This is a genomic window from Streptomyces tagetis, from assembly GCF_018069565.1.
GTDB lineage: Bacteria > Actinomycetota > Actinomycetes > Streptomycetales > Streptomycetaceae > Streptomyces > Streptomyces tagetis.
In genome coordinates, this window is the sequence record NZ_JAGPNL010000002.1 from 584,552 (window position 1) to 607,247 (window position 22,696).

The 22,696-nt window shown below is 75.7% G+C and carries 18 protein-coding genes; 7 read left to right on the forward strand and 11 right to left on the reverse strand.

The features are described 5' to 3' along the window. Window positions 1–35 precede the first annotated feature (35 nt). Window positions 36–1,316, forward strand: a complete 1,281-nt coding sequence (gene fes / locus J5Y05_RS10670) for an enterochelin esterase (protein ID WP_307853830.1) — start codon at window positions 36–38, stop codon at window positions 1,314–1,316. 57 nt (window positions 1,317–1,373) lie between these two features. On the opposite strand, the gene J5Y05_RS10675 is transcribed toward fes (J5Y05_RS10670), so the two are convergent. The 5 genes from J5Y05_RS10675 to fes (J5Y05_RS10695) form a co-directional block, all read right to left on the reverse strand. Continuing rightward, window positions 1,374–5,237 (reverse strand): non-ribosomal peptide synthetase, encoded by a 3,864-nt coding sequence (locus J5Y05_RS10675; protein WP_210870831.1) that lies wholly within the window; start codon window positions 5,235–5,237, stop codon window positions 1,374–1,376. Next, window positions 5,234–5,461, reverse strand: coding sequence for a phosphopantetheine-binding protein (locus J5Y05_RS10680; RefSeq protein ID WP_210870836.1), 228 nt, complete (start codon window positions 5,459–5,461; stop codon window positions 5,234–5,236). Before J5Y05_RS10680 ends, J5Y05_RS10675 begins: the two co-directional genes overlap by 4 nt. Before the next feature lie 3 nt (window positions 5,462–5,464). After that, a complete protein-coding gene (locus J5Y05_RS10685) occupies window positions 5,465–6,097 on the reverse strand; it encodes an isochorismatase family protein (protein WP_210870840.1) in 633 nt (210 codons plus the stop codon). Window positions 6,098–6,336: 239 nt separating this feature from the next. After that, on the reverse strand, window positions 6,337–7,119 hold the full coding sequence (locus J5Y05_RS10690; protein ID WP_210870843.1) for a 2,3-dihydro-2,3-dihydroxybenzoate dehydrogenase: 783 nt from the start codon (window positions 7,117–7,119) through the stop codon (window positions 6,337–6,339). Between the two features lie 218 nt (window positions 7,120–7,337). Further along, on the reverse strand, window positions 7,338–8,705 hold the full coding sequence (gene fes / locus J5Y05_RS10695) for an enterochelin esterase (RefSeq protein WP_210870847.1): 1,368 nt from the start codon (window positions 8,703–8,705) through the stop codon (window positions 7,338–7,340). A gap of 266 nt (window positions 8,706–8,971) precedes the next feature. Here fes (J5Y05_RS10695) and J5Y05_RS10700 point away from each other — a divergent pair, with 266 nt between their 5' ends. The 3 genes from J5Y05_RS10700 to J5Y05_RS10710 are packed head-to-tail and all read left to right on the forward strand — an operon-like array spanning window position 8,972 to window position 11,990. Beyond that, the gene (locus J5Y05_RS10700; protein WP_210870850.1) at window positions 8,972–9,136 is read left to right on the forward strand and encodes a hypothetical protein; all 165 of its coding nucleotides are present in this window, start codon (window positions 8,972–8,974) and stop codon (window positions 9,134–9,136) included. Then, a complete protein-coding gene (locus J5Y05_RS10705) occupies window positions 9,133–9,603 on the forward strand; it encodes a peroxiredoxin (protein ID WP_210870853.1) in 471 nt (156 codons plus the stop codon). The genes J5Y05_RS10700 and J5Y05_RS10705 overlap by 4 nt, the downstream gene beginning before the upstream one ends. Before the next feature lie 32 nt (window positions 9,604–9,635). Next, complete coding sequence (locus J5Y05_RS10710; protein WP_210870857.1) at window positions 9,636–11,990, forward strand: SpoIIE family protein phosphatase; 2,355 nt, start codon at window positions 9,636–9,638, stop codon at window positions 11,988–11,990. Window positions 11,991–12,053: 63 nt separating this feature from the next. Here the strand turns inward: J5Y05_RS10710 and J5Y05_RS10715 are convergent, their stop codons facing one another. Then, window positions 12,054–12,680, reverse strand: coding sequence for a DNA polymerase ligase N-terminal domain-containing protein (locus J5Y05_RS10715; protein WP_210870860.1), 627 nt, complete (start codon window positions 12,678–12,680; stop codon window positions 12,054–12,056). Between the two features lie 47 nt (window positions 12,681–12,727). Beyond that, window positions 12,728–13,558, reverse strand: a complete 831-nt coding sequence (locus J5Y05_RS10720; protein ID WP_210870864.1) for an aldo/keto reductase — start codon at window positions 13,556–13,558, stop codon at window positions 12,728–12,730. A 182-nt stretch (window positions 13,559–13,740) separates the two neighbouring features. Here J5Y05_RS10720 and J5Y05_RS10725 point away from each other — a divergent pair, with 182 nt between their 5' ends. Beyond that, window positions 13,741–14,754 (forward strand): TauD/TfdA dioxygenase family protein, encoded by a 1,014-nt coding sequence (locus J5Y05_RS10725; protein ID WP_210870866.1) that lies wholly within the window; start codon window positions 13,741–13,743, stop codon window positions 14,752–14,754. A gap of 15 nt (window positions 14,755–14,769) precedes the next feature. Here the strand turns inward: J5Y05_RS10725 and J5Y05_RS10730 are convergent, their stop codons facing one another. The 3 genes from J5Y05_RS10730 to J5Y05_RS10740 all read right to left on the reverse strand — a co-directional run bounded on the left by J5Y05_RS10730 (window position 14,770) and on the right by J5Y05_RS10740 (window position 17,916). Beyond that, entirely contained in the window at window positions 14,770–16,290 is a 1,521-nt protein-coding gene (locus tag J5Y05_RS10730; protein ID WP_210870869.1) for a metallophosphoesterase family protein, read from the reverse strand. Between the two features lie 109 nt (window positions 16,291–16,399). Continuing rightward, complete coding sequence (locus J5Y05_RS10735; RefSeq protein ID WP_210870872.1) at window positions 16,400–17,158, reverse strand: dienelactone hydrolase family protein; 759 nt, start codon at window positions 17,156–17,158, stop codon at window positions 16,400–16,402. 137 nt (window positions 17,159–17,295) lie between these two features. Next, a complete protein-coding gene (locus J5Y05_RS10740) occupies window positions 17,296–17,916 on the reverse strand; it encodes an L-threonylcarbamoyladenylate synthase (protein WP_210870876.1) in 621 nt (206 codons plus the stop codon). A 163-nt stretch (window positions 17,917–18,079) separates the two neighbouring features. On the opposite strand from J5Y05_RS10740, the gene J5Y05_RS10745 reads away from it, so the two are divergent. Then, the gene (locus J5Y05_RS10745; protein WP_210870879.1) at window positions 18,080–19,606 is read left to right on the forward strand and encodes a helix-turn-helix domain-containing protein; all 1,527 of its coding nucleotides are present in this window, start codon (window positions 18,080–18,082) and stop codon (window positions 19,604–19,606) included. Between the two features lie 430 nt (window positions 19,607–20,036). Then, on the forward strand, window positions 20,037–21,695 hold the full coding sequence (locus J5Y05_RS10750; RefSeq protein ID WP_210870882.1) for a catalase: 1,659 nt from the start codon (window positions 20,037–20,039) through the stop codon (window positions 21,693–21,695). Between the two features lie 29 nt (window positions 21,696–21,724). Here J5Y05_RS10750 and J5Y05_RS10755 read toward each other — a convergent pair whose 3' ends face one another. Continuing rightward, on the reverse strand, window positions 21,725–22,591 hold the full coding sequence (locus J5Y05_RS10755) for a fructosamine kinase family protein (protein WP_210870884.1): 867 nt from the start codon (window positions 22,589–22,591) through the stop codon (window positions 21,725–21,727). Window positions 22,592–22,696: the final 105 nt, after the last annotated feature.

The following is a 22,696-nucleotide window of genomic DNA, read 5'->3' on the forward strand; positions in this document are numbered from 1 at the left end:
GATCGACTTAGGTAAGGCTGCCCTAAGCTGGCATCGTGGACAGTCTCTCGATCTCCGTACGCCCCCGGGCCGCGACCCCGCCCGAGGGCACCCCGCACCACCCGCCGCGCCTGCCCCGGCCCGCCCCCGTCCCCCGGCTCGACACGCCCGCGCACGTCCTGCCCGGACCGGGGGAGACCGAGGAGTTCTGGACCGGCGTCCGCCGCCGCGGCACGCCCCTGGTCGGACCCGACCCGCGGGGCGACGCCGCGTACCGGGCCGTCACCTTCCTGTGGCGCGGCACCGCCGCCACCCGGGCCGTCGAGGTCGTCCCCAACAAGCTGGGCGACCCCCACGACCCCGCCGTCAACCGCATGACGCACCTGCCCGGCACCGACGTCTGGCACTGGACCCTCCGGCTCCGCCACGACTGGCGCGGCACCTACGAACTCCGCGCCGACGAGGGCGACGGACCCCGCCCGGACGCGTCCGGCCCCCGGCGCCGGCTCGCCGCCCCGCGCCGCCCCGACCCGTTCAACCCCCGTACGCTGCCGCACCGCTGGGACGCCGGACCGGTCCCGTACGCCGAACTCCCCGCCGCGCCCCGGGGCACGGACTGGGAGCCGCGCCCCGGTCTCCCGCGCGGCACCGTCACCGAGCACACCCTCTCCAGCGCCCGGCTCGGCCGCTCGGGCCGCCTCTGGCTCTACCAGCCCCCGGCCGCCGTCCCCCGGCCGGCCGCCCTGCCGGTCCTGATCCTGCTGGACGGCGAGCACTGGCAGCCCCGGCTCGGCCTCTCCCACCTGCTCGACAACCTCATCGCCGACGGCCGGCTCCCGCCGCTGGCCGCCGTGCTGCCGGAGGCGGTGGACGAGGCCACCCGGTGGACGGAGCTGTCCTGCCGGCCCGCCTACGCGGACTTCCTCACCGGCGAACTGCTGCCCTGGGCGGCCCGGCGGCTGCCGCTCACCGACGACCCGGCGCGCACCGTGATCGCCGGGCAGAGCCTCGGCGGACTCACCGCCGCCTACGCCGCCGCGCTGGCCCCGGGGCGCTTCGGCAACGTCCTCGCCCAGTCCGGCTCCTTCTGGTGGCCGGTAGGACCGGACGCCGAGTGGCTGACCCGGACGCTCGGGGCGGGGCCCCGGCTGCCGGTGCGTTTCCGGCTCTCCTGCGGCGAGCAGGAGTGGGCCGCCCTGCCGTCCGCGCGCCGGTTCCACGACACCCTCGCCGCCCTCGGCCACGACGTCTCGTACCGGGAGTTCGACGGCGGCCACGACTACCTGTGCTGGCGCACCGAACTCGCCGACGGCCTCGTGGAGTTGCTGGGCGACTGACAGCCCGGCCCCCTCCGGGGACAGGCCGTGGAGGGGGCCGGGCGGGGGCGGGCGGGGTCAGGCGTCCAGTTCCTTCAGCCGCGCGGTGAGGACCGCCGCGACCTCGTCGAGATGCCGGTCCCGCATCAACTCCGGGTGCGTGCACTCCAGATCGTGGTTGACGATCGCGCCGGAGACGTGCGGACGCCACGCCTCGCGGGTCAGCCACTCCTCGGCGCGCGGGGCGGCGGCCGTGAAGAACAGCATGTCGCCCTCGTACCGGCCCTGTTCGTGCTCGCGCATCATGCGGGCGTGGTTCGGCACGATGTCCACGATCCGCGACAGCGTCCGGTCGGGGAGCCCGGCCAGCGGGCTGCCCGCGCGGCGCAGGGTGGCGAGCACGTCCTCGCGGGTGCGTTCGCCGGTCCGCTCGACGCCCGCCATGCGCAGCACCGCGGTCAGCGCGTCGCCCTCCTCGGGCGCGGGCCGCCCCCGCCACTGCTCGGAGGGGAACGCGTCCAGCAGCGCGAGGAGTTCGACCTCCTCCCCGGCCCGCTGGAGCAGCACCGCCACGGTGTGCGCGAGGACCCCGCCGACCGACCAGCCCAGCAGGCGGTACGGGCCGTGCGGCCGGACCGCCCTGAGCTGCGCGACATAGTCCTCGGCCTCCTCCCACAGCGTGCCCGGCAGCCGGTCGTCCCCGGCCAGGCCGCGGGCCTGGAGGCCGTACACCGGCCGGTCGTCGCCGAGCCGCGCGGCGAGCCCCGCGTAGCACCAGGACAGGCCCCCCGCCGGGTGGACGGCGAACAGCGGTGTCCCGTCGCCCTCGGTGCGCAGCGGCAGGAGCACGCCGAGCGCGTCCCCGGCGCCCGGCCGATCGGCGTCCAGCCGGGCGGCGAGCGCGGCCGGGGTCGGCGCCTCGAAGAGGGAGCCGACGGTCAGCTCGGCGCCGGACTCCTCCCGTACGCGGGCCACCAGCCGCACCGCCAGCAGCGAGGTCCCGCCCAGGTCGAAGAAGGCGTCGTCGGGACCGGCGCCGGGCACGTCCAGCACCTCGGCGAAGAGCCGGGTCAGCGCCTCCTCCCGGGCCGAGGCGAAGGGCCTGCCGCCCGCGCCCCCGGCGAAGACCGGCGCCGGCAGCTCGCGGCGGTCCAGCTTGCCGTTCGGGCTCAGCGGGAACGCGTCCAGGGCGACCACGGCCGCCGGCACCATGTGCTCCGGCAGCTCCCGGGCCAGCGCGGCCCGCACCCCGGCGGGATCGGCGGTGCCGGTCACGTACCCCACGAGCCGGTCCTCGCGGACCAGCGCGCACGCCCCGTCCACGCCGGGCCGGGAGGCCAGCGCCGCCTCGATCTCGCCGAGTTCGACGCGCTGCCCGCGCAGCTTCACCTGGTCGTCGGTGCGGCCCAGGTAGACCACCTCGCCCCGGCCGGTCCAGCGGGCCAGATCGCCCGTGCGGTACATCCGGGACCCCGGCGGACCGAAGGGATCGGCCACGAACCGCGACGCGGTCAGCTCCGGCCGCCCCAGGTACCCGTCGGCCAGTTGCCCGCCCGCCAGGTACAGCTCGCCCGGCACCCCGGGCGGGCAGGGCCGCAGCGCGGCGTCCAGCACGTACAGCCGGGTGTTCCACACCGGCCGCCCGATCGGCACCGGGCCCCCGTCCGACCGGTCGCAGGCGTGGTACGTGACGTCGACCGCCGCCTCCGTCGGCCCGTACAGGTTGTGCAGCTCGGTGCCGGGCAGGACGCGGGCGAAGCTCCGCGCGCTCTCGCGGGGCAGCGCCTCCCCGCTGCAGAACACCCGCCGCAGCGCTCCCCGGCAGCCCGCCGCCTCCTTCGCGGACAGGAACGCCTGGAGCATCGACGGCACGAAGTGGCAGGTGGTGACGGACTGTTCGCGGATCAGCCGGGACAGGTACACCGGGTCCTTGTGGCCGCCGGGCTCGGCGACCACCAGCGTCGCGCCCTCCCGCAGCGGCCAGAAGAACTCCCACACCGACACGTCGAACGACGACGGCGTCTTCTGCAGCACCCGGTCCCCGGCGCCCAGCGGGTAGGCGTGCTGCATCCAGCGCAGCCGGTTGTCGATCGCCCGGTGCGGCACCACGACGCCCTTGGGGCGGCCGGTGGAGCCGGAGGTGTGGATGACGTACGCCGGATGCGCGGGGGTGAGCGCGCGGGCCGGGTCCGTCCCGGCGTACGCCGACACGTCCAGCCCCTCCAGCACCACCAGATCGGTGCCGGTGTCCCCGGGCAGCCGCCCGGCCCGGTCGGCGACCGCGCACACCGGCGCCGCGTCCCGCAGCATGTACGCGAGCCGCCGCTCCGGATAGTCCGGGTCCAGCGGCAGGTACGCCGCCCCCGCCTTCAGCACCGCCAGCAGCGCCACGACCAGTTCCGCGGACCGCGGCACCGACACGCCCACCACGGCACCCGGACCGGCGCCGCGCGCCTGGAGGTGCCGGGCGAGCCGGTTGGCGCGGGTGTTCAGCTCGGCGTAGCTCAGCTCCGTGTCGCGGAAGACCAGCGCCGTCGCCTCGGGCGTGCGCGCGGCCCGTGCCTCGATGGGGCCGATGAGCGTGGTCGGCGGCACCTTGCGCGCCGTGCGGTTGAACTCGTCCAGGACGAGGGCGCTCTCGCCGGGGGTAGCCGCGGTGTGCGCGGCGAGCGGCAGGTGCGGGTCGGCTGCGGCGAGCCGCTCCACCAGGTGCAGGAACCGTTCCTGATGCGCCGCCAGGCCGGCGTCCTCGTACAGGGCGGGGTTGCCGTCGTGGTCGACGCGGAGCCCGCCGCCGTCGGCCCGGTCGTGGATGTGGACCGTCAGGTCCTCCACCGGGCCCGCGGCGAGGTTGCGGGACCGCGCGGGGACACCGGCGAAGTCCACCGCGTAGTCGAACGGCATGACGTTGACCAGCGGGCCGACCAGCCCCCGGTTCTCGCCCAGCAGGCCCAGATCGCGGCGGATGTCCTCGTACCGGTAGCGCTGGTGGCGGCGGACCTCGCGGACGCCCAGCGCCACCTGCCGCACCAGTTCGGCGAAGGTGTCCCGCGGGGCGACGGTGAGCCGCAGCGGCAGCACGTTCATCACCATGCCGGGCACCCGCAGCGCCGCCGAGCCCATCCGGCCCATCATCGGCAGGCCCAGCACCACGTCGGTACGGGCGGTGGCCCGCGCCGTGCAGAGGGCCTGGACGGCGATCAGCACGTCGGGCCAGGTGGCGCGCAGCCGGGCGGCGAGGTCCCGCACCCGCTCCGTCGTCTCCGGGCCGATGTGCGCGCGGCACCGGCGGACACCGCGCGAGGGCAGCGCGCCCCGGCCCGCGAGCCGCGGCGCGTCCGGCCGGTCGCCCAGCACCCGCGCCCAGTGCGCCCGGTCGGCCGCGAACGCCGGCGACGCCCGGTACCGCCCGTCGTCCTCGACCAGGTCGGAGAGGCGGCCGAAGCGGCCCGGGGCGGGCTCCTCGCCCCGGGCCAGCGCCGTGTACACCTCGGCGGTGCGGCGCACCAGCAGCGCGTGCCCGTAGCCGTCCACGGCCAGGTGGTGGACGCGCTGGTACCACCACCAGCGGTCCGGGCCGACCCGGAACAGGGCGTGCCCGAACAGCGGCCCGGCCGCCAGGTCGACCGGCTCGGCCAGATCGGCCCGCATCCACGCCCCGGCCTCCTCCGCGGAGAGGTCCGTCCGTACGGCCAGCGGCGGTTCGACCTCGCCGGCGAGGCGCTGGCGGGGCCCGTCCGGGGTGTCCTCGACGGTGACGCGCAGCGCCTCGGCCTCGGCGGTCACCCGGCGCAGCGCGGCGGCGAACAGCTCGGGATCGAGCGGGCCGTCGATCTCCAGGCACTCGGCGGTGTTCTGCGCGGGGCTGAGCGGATCGAGGGCCTGCGCGAACCACATGCCCGACTGGGCCGCGGTCAGCGGCAGGACGGCCGCGCCGCTCATGCCGCCCCCAGCAGCGGTGCCCACGCCTCGATGGCCGGGCGCTCCGCGAGGTCGGCGAAGTCCGCGGTGACGGAGTGCTCGCGGCGCCAGCCCTCCAGCAGCGTCATCACCCGGACCGAGTCGAGGCCGTGGTCGACGAGGTCGTCGTCGACCGCGATGTCCGCCGGGTCCTCGCCGAGGCAGTCGGCGATGTCGGCGCGGATCTGCTCCACGGTGAGCGGCACGCGTCAGCCCTCCCCGATCAGCGCGTCGGTGGTGGTGACGGCCGCGCAGCGGCCGGCCGCCCAGCGCAGCGCCATGTCGTGGTCGGCGCGGGAGAAGTCGGCGACGGCGTCCGCGACGACGAACGCCCGCACGTCCCGCATCCACGCGTCGGCGGCGGTCATCAGCACGCCGATGTGCGCGTACACGCCGACGACGACGAGCTGGTCGCGGCCGGTGCCGCTCAGCAGCTCCGCCAGGTCGGTGCGGACGAACGCGCTGTACTTCCACTTCGTCAGCAGGGTGTCCCCGGGCTCGGGCGCCACGGCGTCCGGCACGGCGAGCACGGCGGGGTCGTCGGCGACGCCGGGGCCCCAGAAGTCGAGCTGGAGGCCGCGCTCCTCGGGCGTCTGGCCGCCGCGCTGGACGGAGTAGACGACCGGTACGCCCCGGCGGCGGTAGGCGGTCAGCAGCCGGGCGGTGTTGGCGAGCATGCCGGTCAGCGGCTCCTGACCGGCGGGGAAGGCGGACAGGAAGTGCTGCTGGAGGTCGTGGACGAGCAGCACGGCGCGGTCCGGGTCCACGGTCCAGGGCACGCGGTTGGCGGGGAGTTCGTCCGGCGTGGGGAGCGGATAGGGGGCGATGGCGGGCAGAGCCATGGGGGTGGGGCCTCTCAGAGCGTTCGGGACGGCTGCGCGGCGGACCGTGGGGGTCTCGTGCCGGGGGTGCCGGTGATGCCGGGGCCGCGCGGGTGGGGGGACGGGGCGGGGGACGGGGAGGGCGACGGGGCCGGCGGTGGCGACGTGCGTGGGGGTGAGGGCGGGGCTGGGGGTACGGCTGGGGTCATGTCGGTCTCCGGTGGGGGGAGGTGGGCCGCGGCGGCCCCGGGGGCCGGACGTCAGGCCCGCAGGGTGGCGCCGCCGTCGACGTAGAGGTCGTGCATGGTGATGTGCCGGGCGCGGTCGGAGGCGAGGAAGACCACCGCGTCGGCGATGTCCGCCGGGTCGGCGATCCGGCCGAGCGGGATGCCGGTGCGGTACGAGGCGAGGTCGCCCTCGATCACCCGCCGCGCCGAGGCCGCCTCCTGTCCCCGCGTCCACAGCGCCCGCTGCATGTCGGTGAGGGTCGAACCGGGGGAGACGGTGTTGCAGCGCACCCCGTGTCCGGCCACCTCCAGACCGAGGCACTTGGTGAACATCACGGCGGCGGCCTTCGAGGCGGCGTACGCCGACAGCCCGGCACGGGGCACACCGGCCGCGTTGGAGGCGACGGTGACGATGCTGCCCCGGCCGCGCGCGGTCATCCGGCGCGCGGCGGCCCGCGAGACGTGGAAGACGCCGGTGGAGTTGACGGCGAAGACGGCCGCCCACTCCTCGTCGGCGAGGTCGACGACGTCCGCGTGGCACAGGACACCGGCCACGTTGACGGCGATGTCCAGCGGGCCGAGGGCGGCCTCGGCCTCCCCCACGACCGCCTCCGCGTCGGCGGCGTCGGTGACGTCCAGCGTCCGGGCGGTGACCCGGCCCGGGTGCTCGGCGGCGAGCGCGGTGACGCCCTCGGCCGTCCGGTCGGTGGCGACCACGCGGGCGCCCTCCGCCACCAGGGCCGTGACGACGGCGGCGCCGATGCCCTGGCCGGCCCCGGTCACGAGGGCGATCCGGCCGTCGAGCCCGGCGCTCACGGGGCCGGCGCCTTGGTCACGTCGTCCGGGACGGTCCGGGCGGCCGGCGGTCGGGGGGCACGTACGCGCGACATGCGGTGGGGCTCCTTGGTGCGGGAGGGACGGGGATGCGGGGGGAAGGGGGACATGGGCATGCGGGAGGACGGGGGCAGGGGCAGGGGCCGGGACAGGGCATGGGGGTGCCCCGGGCCGGTCCGGCGGGTGTGGGGGTACGGCCGTCAGGGAGCCGCCGCCGGGACCTCGCCCGGGGCGCCGGACCGGGAGCCGCCGCCGAGCAGCCGCACCAGGCCGGAGGCGAGCGCGACGTGCCAGCAGGCGTGGTCGTGACCGCCGTTGTACGTGTCGAGGCTCACCCGGTACCCGGCCGAGCGCAGCGTCTCGTACAGCACGCGGTGGTCCCCGGCCGAGGAGCCCTCGTGCAGGCCCGCGTCCAGGTGGACCGTCAGGGGACGTGCCGGCCCGGACGCGTACTGTCCGGCGAGCCAGGGCGTGTCGCCCCCCGGCGGCGGGGGGCCGGCGGTCGCGGCGAGGCCGGGGTGCCACCACAGCGAGGCCGACTGGGACAGGACGTTGCCGAACCGCTCCGGCCGCAGGTGCCCCGCGTACAGGGCGGTCACGCCGCCGAGGCTCTGTCCGGCGACCACCGTGCGCCGGGGGTCGGTGGAGAGCGGCCAGCGGCCGGCCGCCCAGGGCAGCAACTCGTCGGCCAGGAAGGCGACGAAGGGCTCCCGGCCGCCGAGGTCGCGCCGGCGGGTCTCGCGGTCCACGGCGTCCGGCGCCACCACGACCAGCGGGGGCAGCGCCCGGTCGGCGATGAGCGCGTCGAGGGTGTCCCCGAAGCCGAGCCGGCCGAACCACATGTCGCCGTCGCACAGCACCACGACCGGCAACGGTTCGCCGTCCGCGTCCTCCTGACGGGGCGGCAGGTAGACCCAGGCGTCCCGGTCGCCGACCGGCGGGCCGGCCGGCACGCGGTGACGCTCGACGCGGCCGGCCGGCACCGTGCCGCGCCGCCCCGCCCACGGCTCGGCCGGGGCGTCGGGCAGGGCGAAGACCGAACCATCCGCGACCCGCCAACGGGCCGCTATCCGGCGGCGGTTGAGGGGATCGGCCGCGGCGTGCGCGGACAGCGACCGCAGCCACCGCTGGAGCGCGACCGGCTCCTCGGGCGGCAGGCCGAGGGAGATGTCCGCGGCCATCCGGTAGATCCCGCGGTGGTCGGAGCGCAGCCGCAGGCCCAGGTGCCACACGTCGGTGCCGGGCACCGGCTCCAGCAGCGAACCGGCCAGGTGGTCCCGGTCGGTGATGCGGTTGCCGAGCAACAGCACCTGGCGGGTGGTGCGGTGACCGCGCCACAGGAACGTCACGGCCCGGTGGCCCGGCGCCCCGCCGATCCGCTCGACGAGCGGGGTGCCGCGCCGCTCCGCCTCCGCCCAGAACTCGTCGGCGAGCGCGGTCCGTTCGGCCTCACCGGCGGCCCGCTCCACGGCCTCCGCGAGGCGCGCGACGCGGGGGCCCGTGACCCGGACGGGGCGGACGTCCGGCGTGGCGGCACCGTGGGGGGTGGGACGGGGGAGCGTGGTCATCGGTGGACTCCGTGGCCGCTGGTCGCAGGGCAGGGGGCGGGCCGTGGGCGACCGGCGGAATCCGTCGGCGCCTCAAGTAAGGCTAGCCTAAGCTAACCATAGATCCAGGCCCTTTGAGCGTTCGAGGTTCAACAGTCCGTACCGGGAGTACGATCCCGCGTCGTAGGCACCCCTCCCGCGTCCGTTCGGCCGGGCCCGGCCGTCCGCACGGGCCACCCCTCCCTACCGTCGAGTAATATCGCGCGCACCCCCCCGGAGGAGGAACCGTGTCCCGGTCCGACCGTTCTGCCCTGCCGCCCGCCGTCGAGGCGGCCGTGGACCGGCGCCACCGCGCCGCACCCCACCAGGCCCCAGCCCGCGCCACCGCCCCGCCGGGCGCCCCGGTGCCGGGGGCGCGCTCCGTCGCCCCGGCCGCCGGAGGGCGGCCGTGAGCGGGCGGCCGGTCACCGGCGACCGGGTCGAGGACTTCACGCTGCCCGACGAGACCGGCACCCCGCGCCGGCTCACCGATCTGCTCGCCGACGGCCCGGTCGTGCTCTTCTTCTACCCCGCCGCCCTCACCCCCGGCTGCACCGCCGAGGCGTGCCACTTCCGCGACCTGGCCGCCGAATTCGCCGCCCTCGGCGCCCGCGCCGTGGGGATCAGCGGCGACACCGTCGCCCGGCAGCACGAGTTCGCCGGCCGCCACGGCCTCGGGATGCCGCTCCTCTCGGACCCCGACGGCACGGTCCGTGGGCGCTTCGGCGTCGCGCGCGGATTCGCCCTGGCACCCACCCGGCGGATCACCTACGTCATCGCCCCGGACCGCACCGTGCTGGAGGTCGTCCGCAGCGAACTGCGGATGTCCGTGCACGCCGATCGGGCCCTCGACGCCCTCCGTACGCACCGCCGCGGTTGAAACCGGGCGGCAATGGGTCAATCCTGGACGCTATGGAGCACGTCTCCGCTGCGGCGACCCTGAGTGCCGACGGCATGGTGACGGGGTGGAGTGAGGGCGCCCGGCGGCTGACCGGCTATCCGGCCGAGGAGGCCGTGGGACGGGACGCCCGGGAACTACTGGCCCAGGAAGTGCCGGCCGGAGCGTTGCCCGCGCTGGCGGGCACCGCCGACGTGCGGTGCCGCGACGGCACGGTCGTCGCGCTCCGGCTGCGCGGCTGCGCCCTGACCGGCCCCGGCGGCACCCCCGCGGGGTACGTCGTCACCGCGGAACCACCCGGCGGGGGTGAGCCCTCGCCGGCCGAGCGGGCCTTCGAACAGGCCACCGTGTCGATGTCCGTCTTCGACACCCGTCAGCGCTATCTGCGGGTCAACGAGGTGGCCTGCGAGGTCATGGGCCGTCCCGAGGCCGAACTGGTCGGCCGCTCCCTCCCGGACACCCTGCGCGACCCCGCGCAGAGCCAGGGCTTCCTGGAGCACCTGCGCCAGGTCGCCGAGACCGGCCGGCCGGAGCGCTACGAGAGCGTCACCGGCACTTCCCCCCACGACCGCAGCCACGCCTGGGTGACCGAGATGTGGCCGGTGCGGGACGGCTCCGGCGAGGTGCTGGGCACCGCCCTCGCCGCCTTCGACAGCACCGAGCACTACTGGGCGCGCGAGCGGCTGGCGCTGCTCAACGAGTCCGCCGCGGCCATCGGCACCACCCTGGACCTGGTACGGACCGCCGAGGAACTGATCGAGGTGGTCGTCCCCCGGTTCGCGGACTTCGCCAGCGTCGACCTCATGGAATGGGTCCTGGACACCCAGGACGCGCCGGCGCCCCTCATGGAGGAGATCCCGCTGCGCCGGGTCGCCCACGGCTCCCTCACCGAGGGCACCCCGGAGGCGTCCGTCCGCCTGGGGCAGGTGGACGTGCACCCCGCCCCCTCGCCGCTCGTCCGCGCGATGCGCGAGGGCCGGGTGTACCTCGGCCGGGCGGACGAGCCGGACTTCGTCCGGTGGGTCGCCGAACGCGACGCCCGCTCCTCCCAGGGCCGTGCCTTCCGCGCGCGGGCCCACTCCATGCTGGTCGTGCCGCTGCGGGCCCGCGGCATCACCCTCGGCGTGGCCGTGGCCGTACGCGCCGACCACCCCGACGAGTACGGGCCCGACGACGTGGTGTTCGCCGAGGAACTCGCCAGCCGCGCCGCGGTCTGCATCGACAACGCCCGCCGCTTCGCGCGGGAGCGCACCACCGCCCTCACCCTCCAGCACAGCCTGCTCCCCACGGGCATGCCCGGACAGGCCGCCGTCGAGGTGGCCCACCGCTACCTGCCCTCGGTGTCGGCGGAGGGCGTCGGCGGCGACTGGTTCGACGTCATCCCGCTCTCCGGCAGCCGCGTCGCCCTCGTCGTCGGCGACGTGGTCGGCCACGGCATCCCCTCCTCGGCGACCATGGGCCGCCTGTGCACCGCCGTACGGACCCTCGCCGACGTGGACCTGCCTCCCGACGAACTCCTCACCCACCTCGACGACCTGGTCACCCACCTGGGCGCAGGCGACGACAACGGCGAGGTCGCCGAACTGGGCGCGACCTGCCTGTACGCCGTCTACGACCCCGTCTCCCGCCGCCTCACCCTGGCCGCCGCGGGCCACCCGGCCCCCGCCCTGGTCCTGCCCGACGGCACCGCCCGGCTGCTCCCGGTGAGCGCCGGTCCGCCGCTCGGCGTGGGCGGCCTGCCCTTCGAGGCGACCGAGGTGGAACTGCCCGAGGGTTCCGTCCTCGCCCTCTACACCGACGGGCTCGTCGAGGACCGCGACCGCGACCTGGACCAGACCACCGCGGAACTGTGCCGCGCCCTGACCGCGCCCGCCGCCTCGCTCGACGCCCTGTGCGACAGCGTGCTGAAGGACGTGATGCCCGAGGCGCGCGGCGACGACGTGGCCCTCCTGCTGGCCCGCACCCGCGCGCTCGGCGCCGGCCAGGTCGCCACCTGGAACGTGCCTGCCGACCCCGAGCAGGTGGCCGAGATCCGGCAGGCCGTCACCCGGCAACTGATCGCCTGGGGACTGGGGGAGACCGCGTTCATCACCGAACTCGTCGTCAGCGAACTGGTCACCAACGCCATCCGGTACGGCGAGGCGCCCATCCAGCTCCGCCTGATCCGCGACCGCTCCCTCATCTGCGAGGTCTCCGACGCGAGTTCCACCTCGCCGCACCTGCGCCGGGCGCACGCCTTCGACGAGGGCGGCCGGGGGCTGCTGCTGGTCGCCCAGCTCACCCAGCGCTGGGGCAGCCGCCAGACCGACTACGGCAAGACCATCTGGGCCGAGCAGCCACTGCCCCCGAGCGAGCGCTCCGGCGAGTGACCGGGCCCCGGCGAGTCACCAGGGCCCGGCGAGTGACCGGGTCCCGGTGGGCGCCCCGGTGGCTTACCGGCCGAGTTCCCCGGCGGCCTCCGCCGCGACCTGCGCGAGGGTCCGGCCGCTGGTGACCGACCGGGCCCGCCACGGGTCCGGGGCGCCCCGGCCGCGGCCCGCGCCGCCCGCCGTCCTCACCAGCAGCCACGCCTCCTCGCCGGCGGAGCCGGGGCCGCCCCGGAAACGGGTGAGCGCGTACTCGCCGCGCAGCTTGGCGCCGTACAGCCGGAACCTGGCGTGGCCCTGCTCCAGGGACCGGCCGAAGCCGACCGGCCGGCCCGCGCGGTCGTGGCTCAGCGGCTCGTACGTGCCGCGGTCCCAGACGATCACCGTGCCGCCGCCGTACTCGCCCGCCGGGATCACGCCCTCGAACTCCTCGTACTCCAGCGGGTGGTCCTCCGTGGGGACCGCGAGCCGCCGGTCGCCCGGATCGCCGGACGGCCCCTTCGGCACCGCCCAGGACCGCAGGACGTCGTCGACCTGCAACCGGACGTCGAAGTGCGTCCTGCGGGCGTCGTGGATCTGCACCACGAACCGGGGCCGCCCGTTGCCCGGGTGCCCCGCTCGTCCCGAGGGTTCGGCGGTGCGGCCGAAGTCCCGCCGGCCGCGGTACTCCCGCAGCCCGTCGTCCTCGCCCATCCCCGGCTCCTTCCCGCAGGCCGCGCGGGCCTGCCATGGGTACCCGTTCAGAACTCCTCGTGCACCTCGGGGTCCCCGCCCATCCGCCGGGGTGCCCGGTCGGACAGGGCGCGCATCTGGGCGTCGTCCAGGGTGAAGCCGAAGACGTCGAGGTTGGCCCGCTGCCGGGCGGGGTCGGCCGACTTGGGGATGGGCACCGCGCCGAGCTGGGTGTGCCAGCGCAGCACCGCCTGGGCCGGGGTCACGCCGTGCGCCCCGGCGACCCGGGCCACGGCCGGGTCGGCCAGCAGGTCGCTGCCGCGCCCCAGCGGGCTCCAGCTCTCGGTGCGGATGCCCCGGCCTTCGTGGAAGGCGCGCAGCTCGTCCTGGGGGAGGAAGGGATGCAGCTCGATCTGGTTGACGGACGGCAGGACGCCGGTCTCCCGCTCCAGCCGTTCGATGTGCGCGGCCGTGAAGTTGGAGACGCCGATCGACCGTACGAGTCCGTCCTCGCGGAGCTTGACCATGGCCTTCCAGGAGTCGACGTACCGGTCGACGCGGGGCAGCGGCCAGTGGATGAGGTACAGGTCGACGCGGTCCAGGCCGAGGCGGGCGCGGGAGGTCTCGAAGGAGGCGAGGGTCTCCTCGTAGCCGTGGTCGCGGCCGGGGAGCTTGGTCGTCACCACGATCTCCTCCCGGTCCACCCCGGCCCCGGCCAGCCCCCGGCCGACACCCCTCTCGTTGCGGTAGTTCGCGGCCGTGTCGATCAGGCGGTACCCCGACCGCAGGGCCTCGCGGACCGCCCGCTCGGCCTCGTCGTCCGTCATCGGCCAGGTGCCCAGCCCGAGGGCGGGCAGCGCGGTGCCGTCGTTGAGCGGGTACGCCGGGATGCTGATCACGGTGGGGCCTCCTCGTCCGTACGGTGACTCCCTCCAGCCTCCCGGACACCACGGCGCGCGACCAGCCGGACGGCGTCCGGCCGCCCGCGGGCGGAAAAGGCACCGTCGCCACGGGCGGCGAACCCTGCCACGATCGGCGGTGGACCCGGCACGGGCGGACACGGACTACCCACGGAGCGCTGATGACGACGGACAGGGCCACGACGACCGAGACACCCCGGCCGACACGGACGCCGCGGGCGGTACAGGAGGCCGGACGGGCGGCCGGGATCGAGGTGAAACCGGTCGCCGGACACATCGGCGCCGAGATCGAGGGCGTCGACCTCGCCGCCGGGCTCTCCGAGGCGCAGGTCGCGGCGGTCCGGGCGGCGGTCCTGCGCTGGAAGGTGGTGTTCTTCCGCGGCCAGCACCTGGACCACGCGGGGCACGTCGCCTTCGCGCGCTGCTTCGGCGAACCGGTGCTGCTGCCCCGGCGCGGGAAGGCGTCACCGCCCGGGGTGCCGGAGATCGAGACCACCGCCGACCGGCTGGAGCTGGGCGGACGCTACGGAATGGACCACGAGGAGTGGCTGCGCCGCAGGCGCCACACCCTGCTGCGCGGCTGGCACTGCGACCACGGCGCCCGCGTCGACCCGCCGGCCTTCACCCTGCTGCGCGCCGAGACCGTGCCCCCCTACGGCGGCGACACCACCTGGTCCAACCTCCAGGCCGCCTACGCCGGGCTCTCCGCCCCGTTCCGCGCCTTCGTCGACGGGCTGCGCGCCGAACACCGCCTCGGCGTCGGCTACCAGAGCCGGCCCGGCGACGACGCCTACGCCCGGCACCTGCTGGACCACCAGGTGGCCACCGTGCACCCGCTGGTCCGGGTCCACCCCGAGACGGGGGAGCGGGTGCTGTTCGTCAACGGCTACTACGTCGAGCAGATCACCGGCCTCTCCCGGCCGGAGAGCAGCGCGGTCCTGGACCTCCTGGTGGAACAGGCGGCCCGGCCCGAGTACACGGTGCGCTTCCGCTGGGAGCCGGGCAGCCTCGCCTTCTGGGACAACCGGGCCACCATCCACCTCGCCCCCGGCGACAGCGCCCACCTCGGCCACCCCCGCGTCATGCACCGGGTGATGCTCGCCGGCGAGGTGCCGGTGGGTGTCGACGGCGCCCCCTCGAAGCCGCTCACGGGCAGCGCGCCGGGCCTCTGGTGACGGCCCGGCACCGGGTCAGGCAGCGGTCCGGGGCAGTGGGATCGTCACCTCGTCCTCGACGGGCGGGTCGGTCTCCTGGGCGCGGTTTCCGGTGGCGGCGTGGCAGCGCAGCCGCACCGCGTCCGGGGAGACGTCGAGCCGCAGGAAGGACTTGAAGAACGGCGGGGAGTACGACACCGACCCCGGCGAGAAGAGCCGCGCGTACATCTCGCGCACCGGCAGCCTGAACCGCCGGCGCCGCCCCGGCCGCCGCCCGGTGCCCAGCAGCGCGGCGACGAGCCGGGTGCGCCGGGTGACCCGCGCGGCGCCCGCGGCCCGGCCGGTCCGGATGCCCAGCCGCTCGGCGATCACGGCGGTGGCCTCGGCCTCGGTCAGGGTGAGCAGCCGCCGCAGCCGCAGCCTCCGCCCGTACAGGGCGCTGTAGAAGGCGAGCGAGTCGCCGCGCAGCGGATAGCAGCGGAAGTCCTGCTCGCCCACCCCGGCCACCGCGACGCGGGGGATGGTGTGGGTGGCGTGCATGAACGCCCCGCCGCCGCCCGCGACGACGTACTGGACGGTGCGGCCGTCCACGTCGACCGGATAGCGCTGGTAGTTGTGGATGTCGCCGCCGATCGCCGCGACGTAGTGGTGGCCGGGGTCGCGCACGATGTCGTCGACGGTGCCGCCGCCCTCGATCGGGCAGGGGTGGTGCTCGCCGTCCACGTAGAGCGGGGAGCCGGTGACGAGGATCTTCGGGCGCGGTCCCCGGGACACCTCGCGCAGCCAGGCGCCCTGTTCCGCGTCGACGGTGCCGAGCAGCCCGGTGTCGATGCCGACGATACGGACCGGTCCGGCGTCGATCGCCCAGTACGGTCCCGGCTGGACGGCCTGCTGCGTGGGGGCGGAGCGCAGCCGCCGGTCCTCCTCCAGCCGCCGGCCGTCGTCCGGGCGCGGCCGGTGCCACAGCAGGGACCGCAGCCGGGCCCGCCCGAGGGGGCGCGGGGCGGGCTCGGGCGGCAGGGGCGCCTCCCGCTCGCCGCAGAAGACGCGGACGAAGCCGCCGAGGTCCTCGTACCAGTCGTGGTTGCCGGGTATCGCGTAGACGGGCGCCGGATAGTCCCGGTAGGGGCGGAAGAACTTGGCGCCGTAGTCGTCGGCGCTGCCCACCGGGTAGATGACGTCGCTGGCGATGACGGCGAACCGGGTGTCCCGCCCGGCGGCCAGCAGGCCCGGCACGACGGCGTACTGGGACTCGCCGCCCTCCCCGGTGTCGCCGACGACCAGGAAGGAGAAGCGGTCCGGGTCGTCCCGCCGGATCACCTTGTCGGCCGGGGCTCCCCGGGCCGCCGCCCGCTCCACCCAGCGGGCGCGGGTGCGGCCGGTGGGGTCGCCCAGCCAGGAGGCGAGGACGCCGTTGCGGGCGGCCCACAGGATCTTGGGATTCAGCCAGGACAGCCTCTGGGCCCGGCCGGGCATCAGGCTCCGGTAGGAGCCGGGCTCGGCCGCGCCCCAGCCGGCGCCCGCGGCGGTCTCACGTGAGGAGTCGGAGTCGGACACCGGACCACGGTAACAACCTCACGATCACGGTCCGTTGGCGACCCTGGACGACAACTCGTATGCAGTGTCAGTGAGTTGATTGAGCGTCAGAAAAGTTCATCCGAAGGGCTCATCCGAAGGTCCGCGCCAGCAGGCCGAGCAGCGCCTCCCAGTGCCGCTCCGCCGCCTCGGCGTCGTACGCCTCCGTGTCCGCCTGCGTGTAGCCGTGGTGCGCCCCCGGGTAGACCTCGCAGCGGTGCCTGACGCCCGCCGCGGTCAGCGCCGCCTCCAGCCGCTCCTGCTGCTCCGGCGGCAGCGACGCGTCGTGGTCGGCGTGGCCGAAGTACACCTCGGCGGTGATGTTCCCGGCCACCAGGTGCGGGCTCTGCGGACCCTCGGTCGCCAGCCGCCCGCCGTGGAAGCCGGCCACCGCGGCGACGCGGTCCGGACAGGTGCCCGCGGTGCGCAGGGCGATCGCGGCGCCCATGCAGTAGCCGGTCACCGCCACCGGCCCGCCGGCCGCCTGCGGGCAGCTCTCCAGCCACCGCAGCCAGGCACCGGCGTCCCGCATCGCCCGCTCGGGCGTGAGCGACCGCATGATCGGGCCGAGGCGGTCGAAGAGGGCCGGCCGTGCCGAGGCGTCGATGAACTCCGGCAGCTCCACGACCGGCGCCCGCCCGTGCCGGTGGAACAGGTTCGGGACCAGGACCGTGTACCCGGCGGCGGCCAGCCGGTCCGCCATGGCCCGCAGCCCGGGGCGCACCCCGAAGGCGTCCATGTAGACCAGCACCGCCGGGTGCGGTTCCCCGTCGGCCGGATGCGTCAGGTAGGCGTCGGCGGTGCCGTCCTCGGTCGGGATGTCGACGGTGGTTCCCCGCACCTCGGTCATGGCGGGCCCTGCCTCTCTGTCTCGTCGCTGCTGTCTCGTCGCCCGCGCCGGTGGTCCACGGCACCGGCGCGGCGCCGGGGTGGCGCGGTGGGCTCCTCACGGCCGCCCGGGGCACACGGCCACGGACCGGCCGGCGGTCACTCGAACCGGGCCGGGTCGCCCGCGCCCCTGCGGACGATCTCCGCCTCCCCGTCCGAGAAGTCCACCACGGTGGTCGGCTCGGTGCCGCACTCCCCGGAGTCGATCACCGCGTCCACCACGTGGTCGAGCCGGTCCTTGATCTCCCAGCCCTGGGTCATCGGCTCCTCCTCGCCCGGCAGCAGCAGCGTGCTCGACAGCAGCGGCTCGCCCAGCTCCGTCAGGATCGCCTGGGTGACCACGTGGTCCGGGATGCGCACGCCGACCGTCTTCTTCTTCGGGTGCTGGAGCATCCGCGGCACCTCGCGCGTCGCGGGCAGGATGAAGGTGTAGCTGCCGGGGGTCGACGCCTTGATCGCCCGGAACACGTCGTTGTCGATCCGTACGAACCGGCCGAGCTGCGCGAAGTCCTGGCACACCAGCGTGAAGTGGTGCCGGTCGTCCAGGTGCCGGATCGCGCGGATGCGCTCGATGCCGTCGCGGCTGCCGAGCCGGCAGCCCAGCGCGTAACAGGAGTCCGTCGGGTACGCGATCAGCGCGTCCCGGCGGACGCTGTCGGCGACCTGGGCGATGCTGCGCGGCTGAGGGTTGTCGGGGTGCACGTCGAAGTACTTCGCCATTCACCGAGCTTATGCCGCCCGGGGGTCCGGTCCGCGCAGGCGGGGTCCGGGCGGAGGAGCGCGCTCCGCCGTGCCCGGTCCGGTACGCGGCCCCCGACCCGCCATCCTTCATGAGGTAACGTCCCCGACCTGGAGGAAAGGCGAGGGCGAGGAGAAGGCCGACGTGGCGGGCCGAGCGGACGGAACGGGACACCGGGAGACAAGGGCGGGCGCACCCCCGGGATGGGCGGAGGAACTCCTCGGCCACCTGCGCCCCGCCGCCCGCGACATCGGCCGGGTCCTGGCCTGGCTCGCCGCCACCGTGCCCGCCGCCGTGTCCCTCCAGGACGGCGCCGGCCGACTGCTGGCGGGCCGCCGCCTCGCCTTGGACGAGGAACTGGTCGCCGGCCTCACCACCGGGCGCATCGCCTCCGCCGCCCTGGAGGACCGCGGCCGGCACGTGCGCCTGGTCCGCGTCGAACGGGCCCACCCGGAACCCGCCGCCGCCCTCGCCGTGGTCCGCGAGACCCCCTTCGACCGGCGGGCCTCCGACATCGTCACGCACACCGCCCAGGTACTGGAACTCCTCCTGGCCGGCCACGAGTCGGCCGCCGCCGGGGACCGGCTGCGGCGGGCCACCGCCGACCTGCGCCTGGCCATCCTGCAACTGCTCATGGTCGAGGACACCGTCTCCGCCCGCCGGGTGGCCGCCGGACTCTGGCCGGGGCTCCTGGACACCGACACCGCCTGCGTCTACGTCGCCGAGTCCAGCCCCGAGATGCGCGACCGCCTCGCCGAGGAGTGCCTCGCGGCGACCGGCGAACGCGCCCTCGTCGTCCGCTGCCCCGCCATGGACGGCCACGTGATCGTGCTGACCCCGCGCGAGGACGCCGGGGAGGCCCTGCGCACCCTGGTCGGCCCGCTGCCCGGCTGCCACCTCGGCGGCAGCGCCCGGCAGAGCCTCGCCCGCACCGCCACCGCCTACGGGCAGGCCATGAGCGCCCTGGCCGTCGCCCGGTACCGCCCCGACAAGACCGCCGTGTACGCGCAGCGGACCCGCCCCGAACGGCTGATGGACCCCGAGGCGCTGCGCCTGTGGACGGACCGGGTGCTCGACCCCCTCGACGCGCTGGCCCACCACACCCGCGCCGAACTCCTCGCCACCACCCGGCTGGGCCTGGAGTTCACCGCCGTCAGCACCGCGAAGATCCTCGGCGTCAGCCGCAACACCGTCCGCGCCCGCATGGACCGCGTCGAGGGCCTGCTGCGGACCGACTTCGCCGACCTGACCGCCCGCGCCACCGTCCACCTCGCGCTGAACGCCCACGCCGGCCTCGCCGACCTGCCCGCGCCCCGGCGCCCGGCCGCCGGCACCGGGCTCACCGACCTGCTCGCCGGGCCCGCGCTGCGCGCCTGGGCCGCCGACCTGCTCGGCCGGCTGGAGCCCGACACCCGCAACCCCCGGCGCACCCTGCGCGCCTGGATCGCCGCGGGCGGCAACGCCGAACGCGCCGCGCAGAGGCTCGGCGTCCACGCCCAGACCGTCCGCGAACACGTGCGCGGCGCCGAACCCGTCCTGGAACGCCAGCTCCTCGCCGGCGGCAGCGACCTGTACGAGGTCGTCCTCGCCCATCTGGCACTCGGCGACCTCGGCCCGCCCCCGCTGCACGGGACGAAACCGGCCCATCCGGACGCACCTGTGCACGGGTGAGTCCCGGGCGCCGCGCAGCGGGCACCGGCACGGTTCACAACGGCGGAGGCGGCCCCGTAGGTTCTACGAGCCGCGGGGGCACGACCGGAACGGGGGACCGGTCGCGCCCCCCTCGGCCGTTTCCGCGCCGCCCCGCCCGGCCTGCCCGCGGCCCGCGTGCCTCCGCCCCGCCCGCAGCCCGCGCGCCTGCGGCCCGCCTGCCCCGCCGACGCCGCCCGCCGCCGCGCTCTGCCCCCCCCGAACCCGACGGATGGCGCCCCCACCGGACCGGCCCCGTGGCGCCGCCCGGGAGGCCGTGTTGAAATGCGGGCAAACCGGTAGGTGACGGGCGGCTCACTCTGGGTACCCGGCCCGCCGACACGCGCGGCCGACGGCCGCCTCGCAGCTCAGGACCGGCCCGGACGGCCACGAGTCGAAGGAGCCCACGACCATGACGGACGTATCGAGCCGGGGTCCCGCCCCGGGCGACGAACGCAAGGTGCTCACCAACCGGCAGGGGCACCCCGTCTACGACAACCAGAACCAGCGCACGGTCGGCGCCCGCGGCCCCGCCACGCTGGAGAACTACCAGTTCCTGGAGAAGATCAGCCACTTCGACCGGGAACGCATCCCCGAGCGTGTCGTGCACGCCCGCGGTGTCACCGCCTACGGCTACTTCGAGGCGTACGGTGCCTGGGGCGACGAGCCGATCGACCGTCACACCCGGGCCCGGCTGTTCCAGGAGCGGGGCAAGCGCACCGACGTCGCCGTCCGCTTCTCCACCGTCATCGGCGGCCGGGACTCCGCCGAGACCGCCCGCGACCCGCGCGGCTTCGCCGTCAAGTTCTACACCGAGGACGGCAACTGGGACCTCGTCGGCAACAACCTCGGCGTCTTCTTCATCCGGGACGCGATCAAGTTCCCGGACGTCATCCACTCCCTCAAGCCGGACCCGGTCACCTTCGAGCAGCAGCCCCGGCGCATCTTCGACTTCATGTCCCAGACGCCGGAGTCGATGCACATGCTCGTCAACCTCTTCAGCCCGCGCGGCATCCCCGCGGACTACCGCCACATGCAGGGCTTTGGCGTCAACACCTACAAATGGGTCGACGCCAAGGGGAAGACCGTCCTGGTCAAGTACCACTGGATGCCGAAGCAGGGCGTGCGCAGCATGACCGAGGAGGACGCGGCCAACGTCCAGGCCGAGTCCCTCGGCCACGCCACCAAGGACCTCTACGAGGCCGTCGCGCGCGGCGAGTACCCGGAGTGGGAGCTGCTCGTCCAGATGATGGACGACGACGAACACCCCGAGCTGGACTTCGACCCGCTCGACGACACCAAGACCTGGCCGGAACAGGACTTCCCGCCGAAGCCGGTCGGCCGCATGGTGCTCGACCGGATGCCGGAGAACTACTTCGCCGAGAACGAGCAGATCTCCTTCGGCACCGGCGTCCTCGTCGACGGGCTGGACTTCTCCGACGACAAGATGCTCGTCGGCCGGACCTTCTCCTACAGCGACACCCAGCGCCACCGGGTCGGCCCGAACTACCTCCAGCTCCCCGTCAACCAGGCCAAGCACGCGCAGATCCGCACCAACCAGCGCGACGGCCAGATGGCCTACCACGTGGACGGCGGCGGCGAGAACCCGAGCGTCAACTACGAGCCGTCGATCACCGGCGGCCTCCGCGAGGCGCAGTACCCGACCCACGACGACCAGGGCCCGGAGATCCGGGGCCGGCTCACCCGCAAGCGCATCCCGCGCGCCAACGACTACCAGCAGGCCGGGCAGCGCTACGTCCTGATGGAGCAGTGGGAGCGCGACGACCTCGTCGCCAACTTCACCGACCTGCTCTCCCAGTGCACCCGGCCGGTCCAGGAGCGCATGGTGTGGCACTTCCTGCTCGTCGAGAACGACCTCGGGCTACGCGTCGGCGAGGGACTCGGCATCTCGCCCGAGGACGTGGCGAAGCTGGAGCCGCTGGCCGGACAGGACCTCACCGACGAGGACCGCGAACGGCTGGCCAAGCTCGGCAAGAACCCGCCGCGCGACGTCGAGGGCCTGACGATGACGCACTGCGTCCCGAACGAGCGGCACGTCGTCACGCGCTGACGGACACCCGGGCCGCCGCCGGTCGCGGCTCAGCCGGCGGCGAGGGCGGACCGGGCCGCCGCGACGGCCTGCCCGGCGTACCCGCCGCCGAAGAGCACGGTGTGCACCAGCAGCGGGAAGAGCTGGTGCGCGCCGACGCGGCGGCGCCAGCCGTCGGCGAGCGGCGCCACCTCCTGGTATCCGTCCGTGATCCGCTCCAGGTGCGGGCAGCCGAACAGGCGCAGCATCGCCAGGTCCGTCTCCCGGTGCCCGCCGTGCGCGGCCGGGTCGATCAGCCACACGCGCCCGTCGGCCCCCCACAGCACGTTGCCGTTCCACAGGTCGCCGTGGAGCCGGGCCGGCGGCTCCGCGGGGCCGGCCAGCTCCGGCAGCCGTTCGCAGACCCGCTCGACGTCCGCCGCCCCGGCGGCGTCCACGGCGCCCGCGTCGACCGCGCCGCGCAGGTACGGCAGCACCCGGTGCTCGGCGTACCAGCGGGGCCAGTCGTCCCCGGGCACGTTGCGCATCGGCGCGAGCCCGATCCAGGCGTCCTCGGGGCCGCCGGGCGGCGCGGCGCCGAACGCGGGCGCGCCGGCGGCGTGCAGCGCGGCCAGCTCCCGCCCGAACCGCGCCGCCGCCCGCCCGTCCGGCGGCCCCTGCGCCACCCGGTTGGTGACCAGCCACCGCGCGTCCGCGCCGTGCACCGCGGGTACGGGAACCGCCCCGGCGCCGGCCAGCCAGCGCAGGCCCGCCGCCTCGGCCCGCACCGCGCCGGGGCCGTCCCCGCGTTTGGCCATCACCGTGCGCCCGTCGTCGAGGGCGACCTCGGAGAGCGCGTCCGACAGGCGGCGTTCACCGGTCACCGCGCGGCCGGTGAAGCGGGCCGCGGCGGCCGAGGGAGAGGCGGGGGGCGTCATGCCGGTCAGCGTAGGCCGTGTCCGTGACGTCCCGCCGGGCTCTTCGCCCCGTGGCCGGGCCGCCCGCCGCCGACCCGGTGAAAAACACCCCGCACGCCCTGGAAG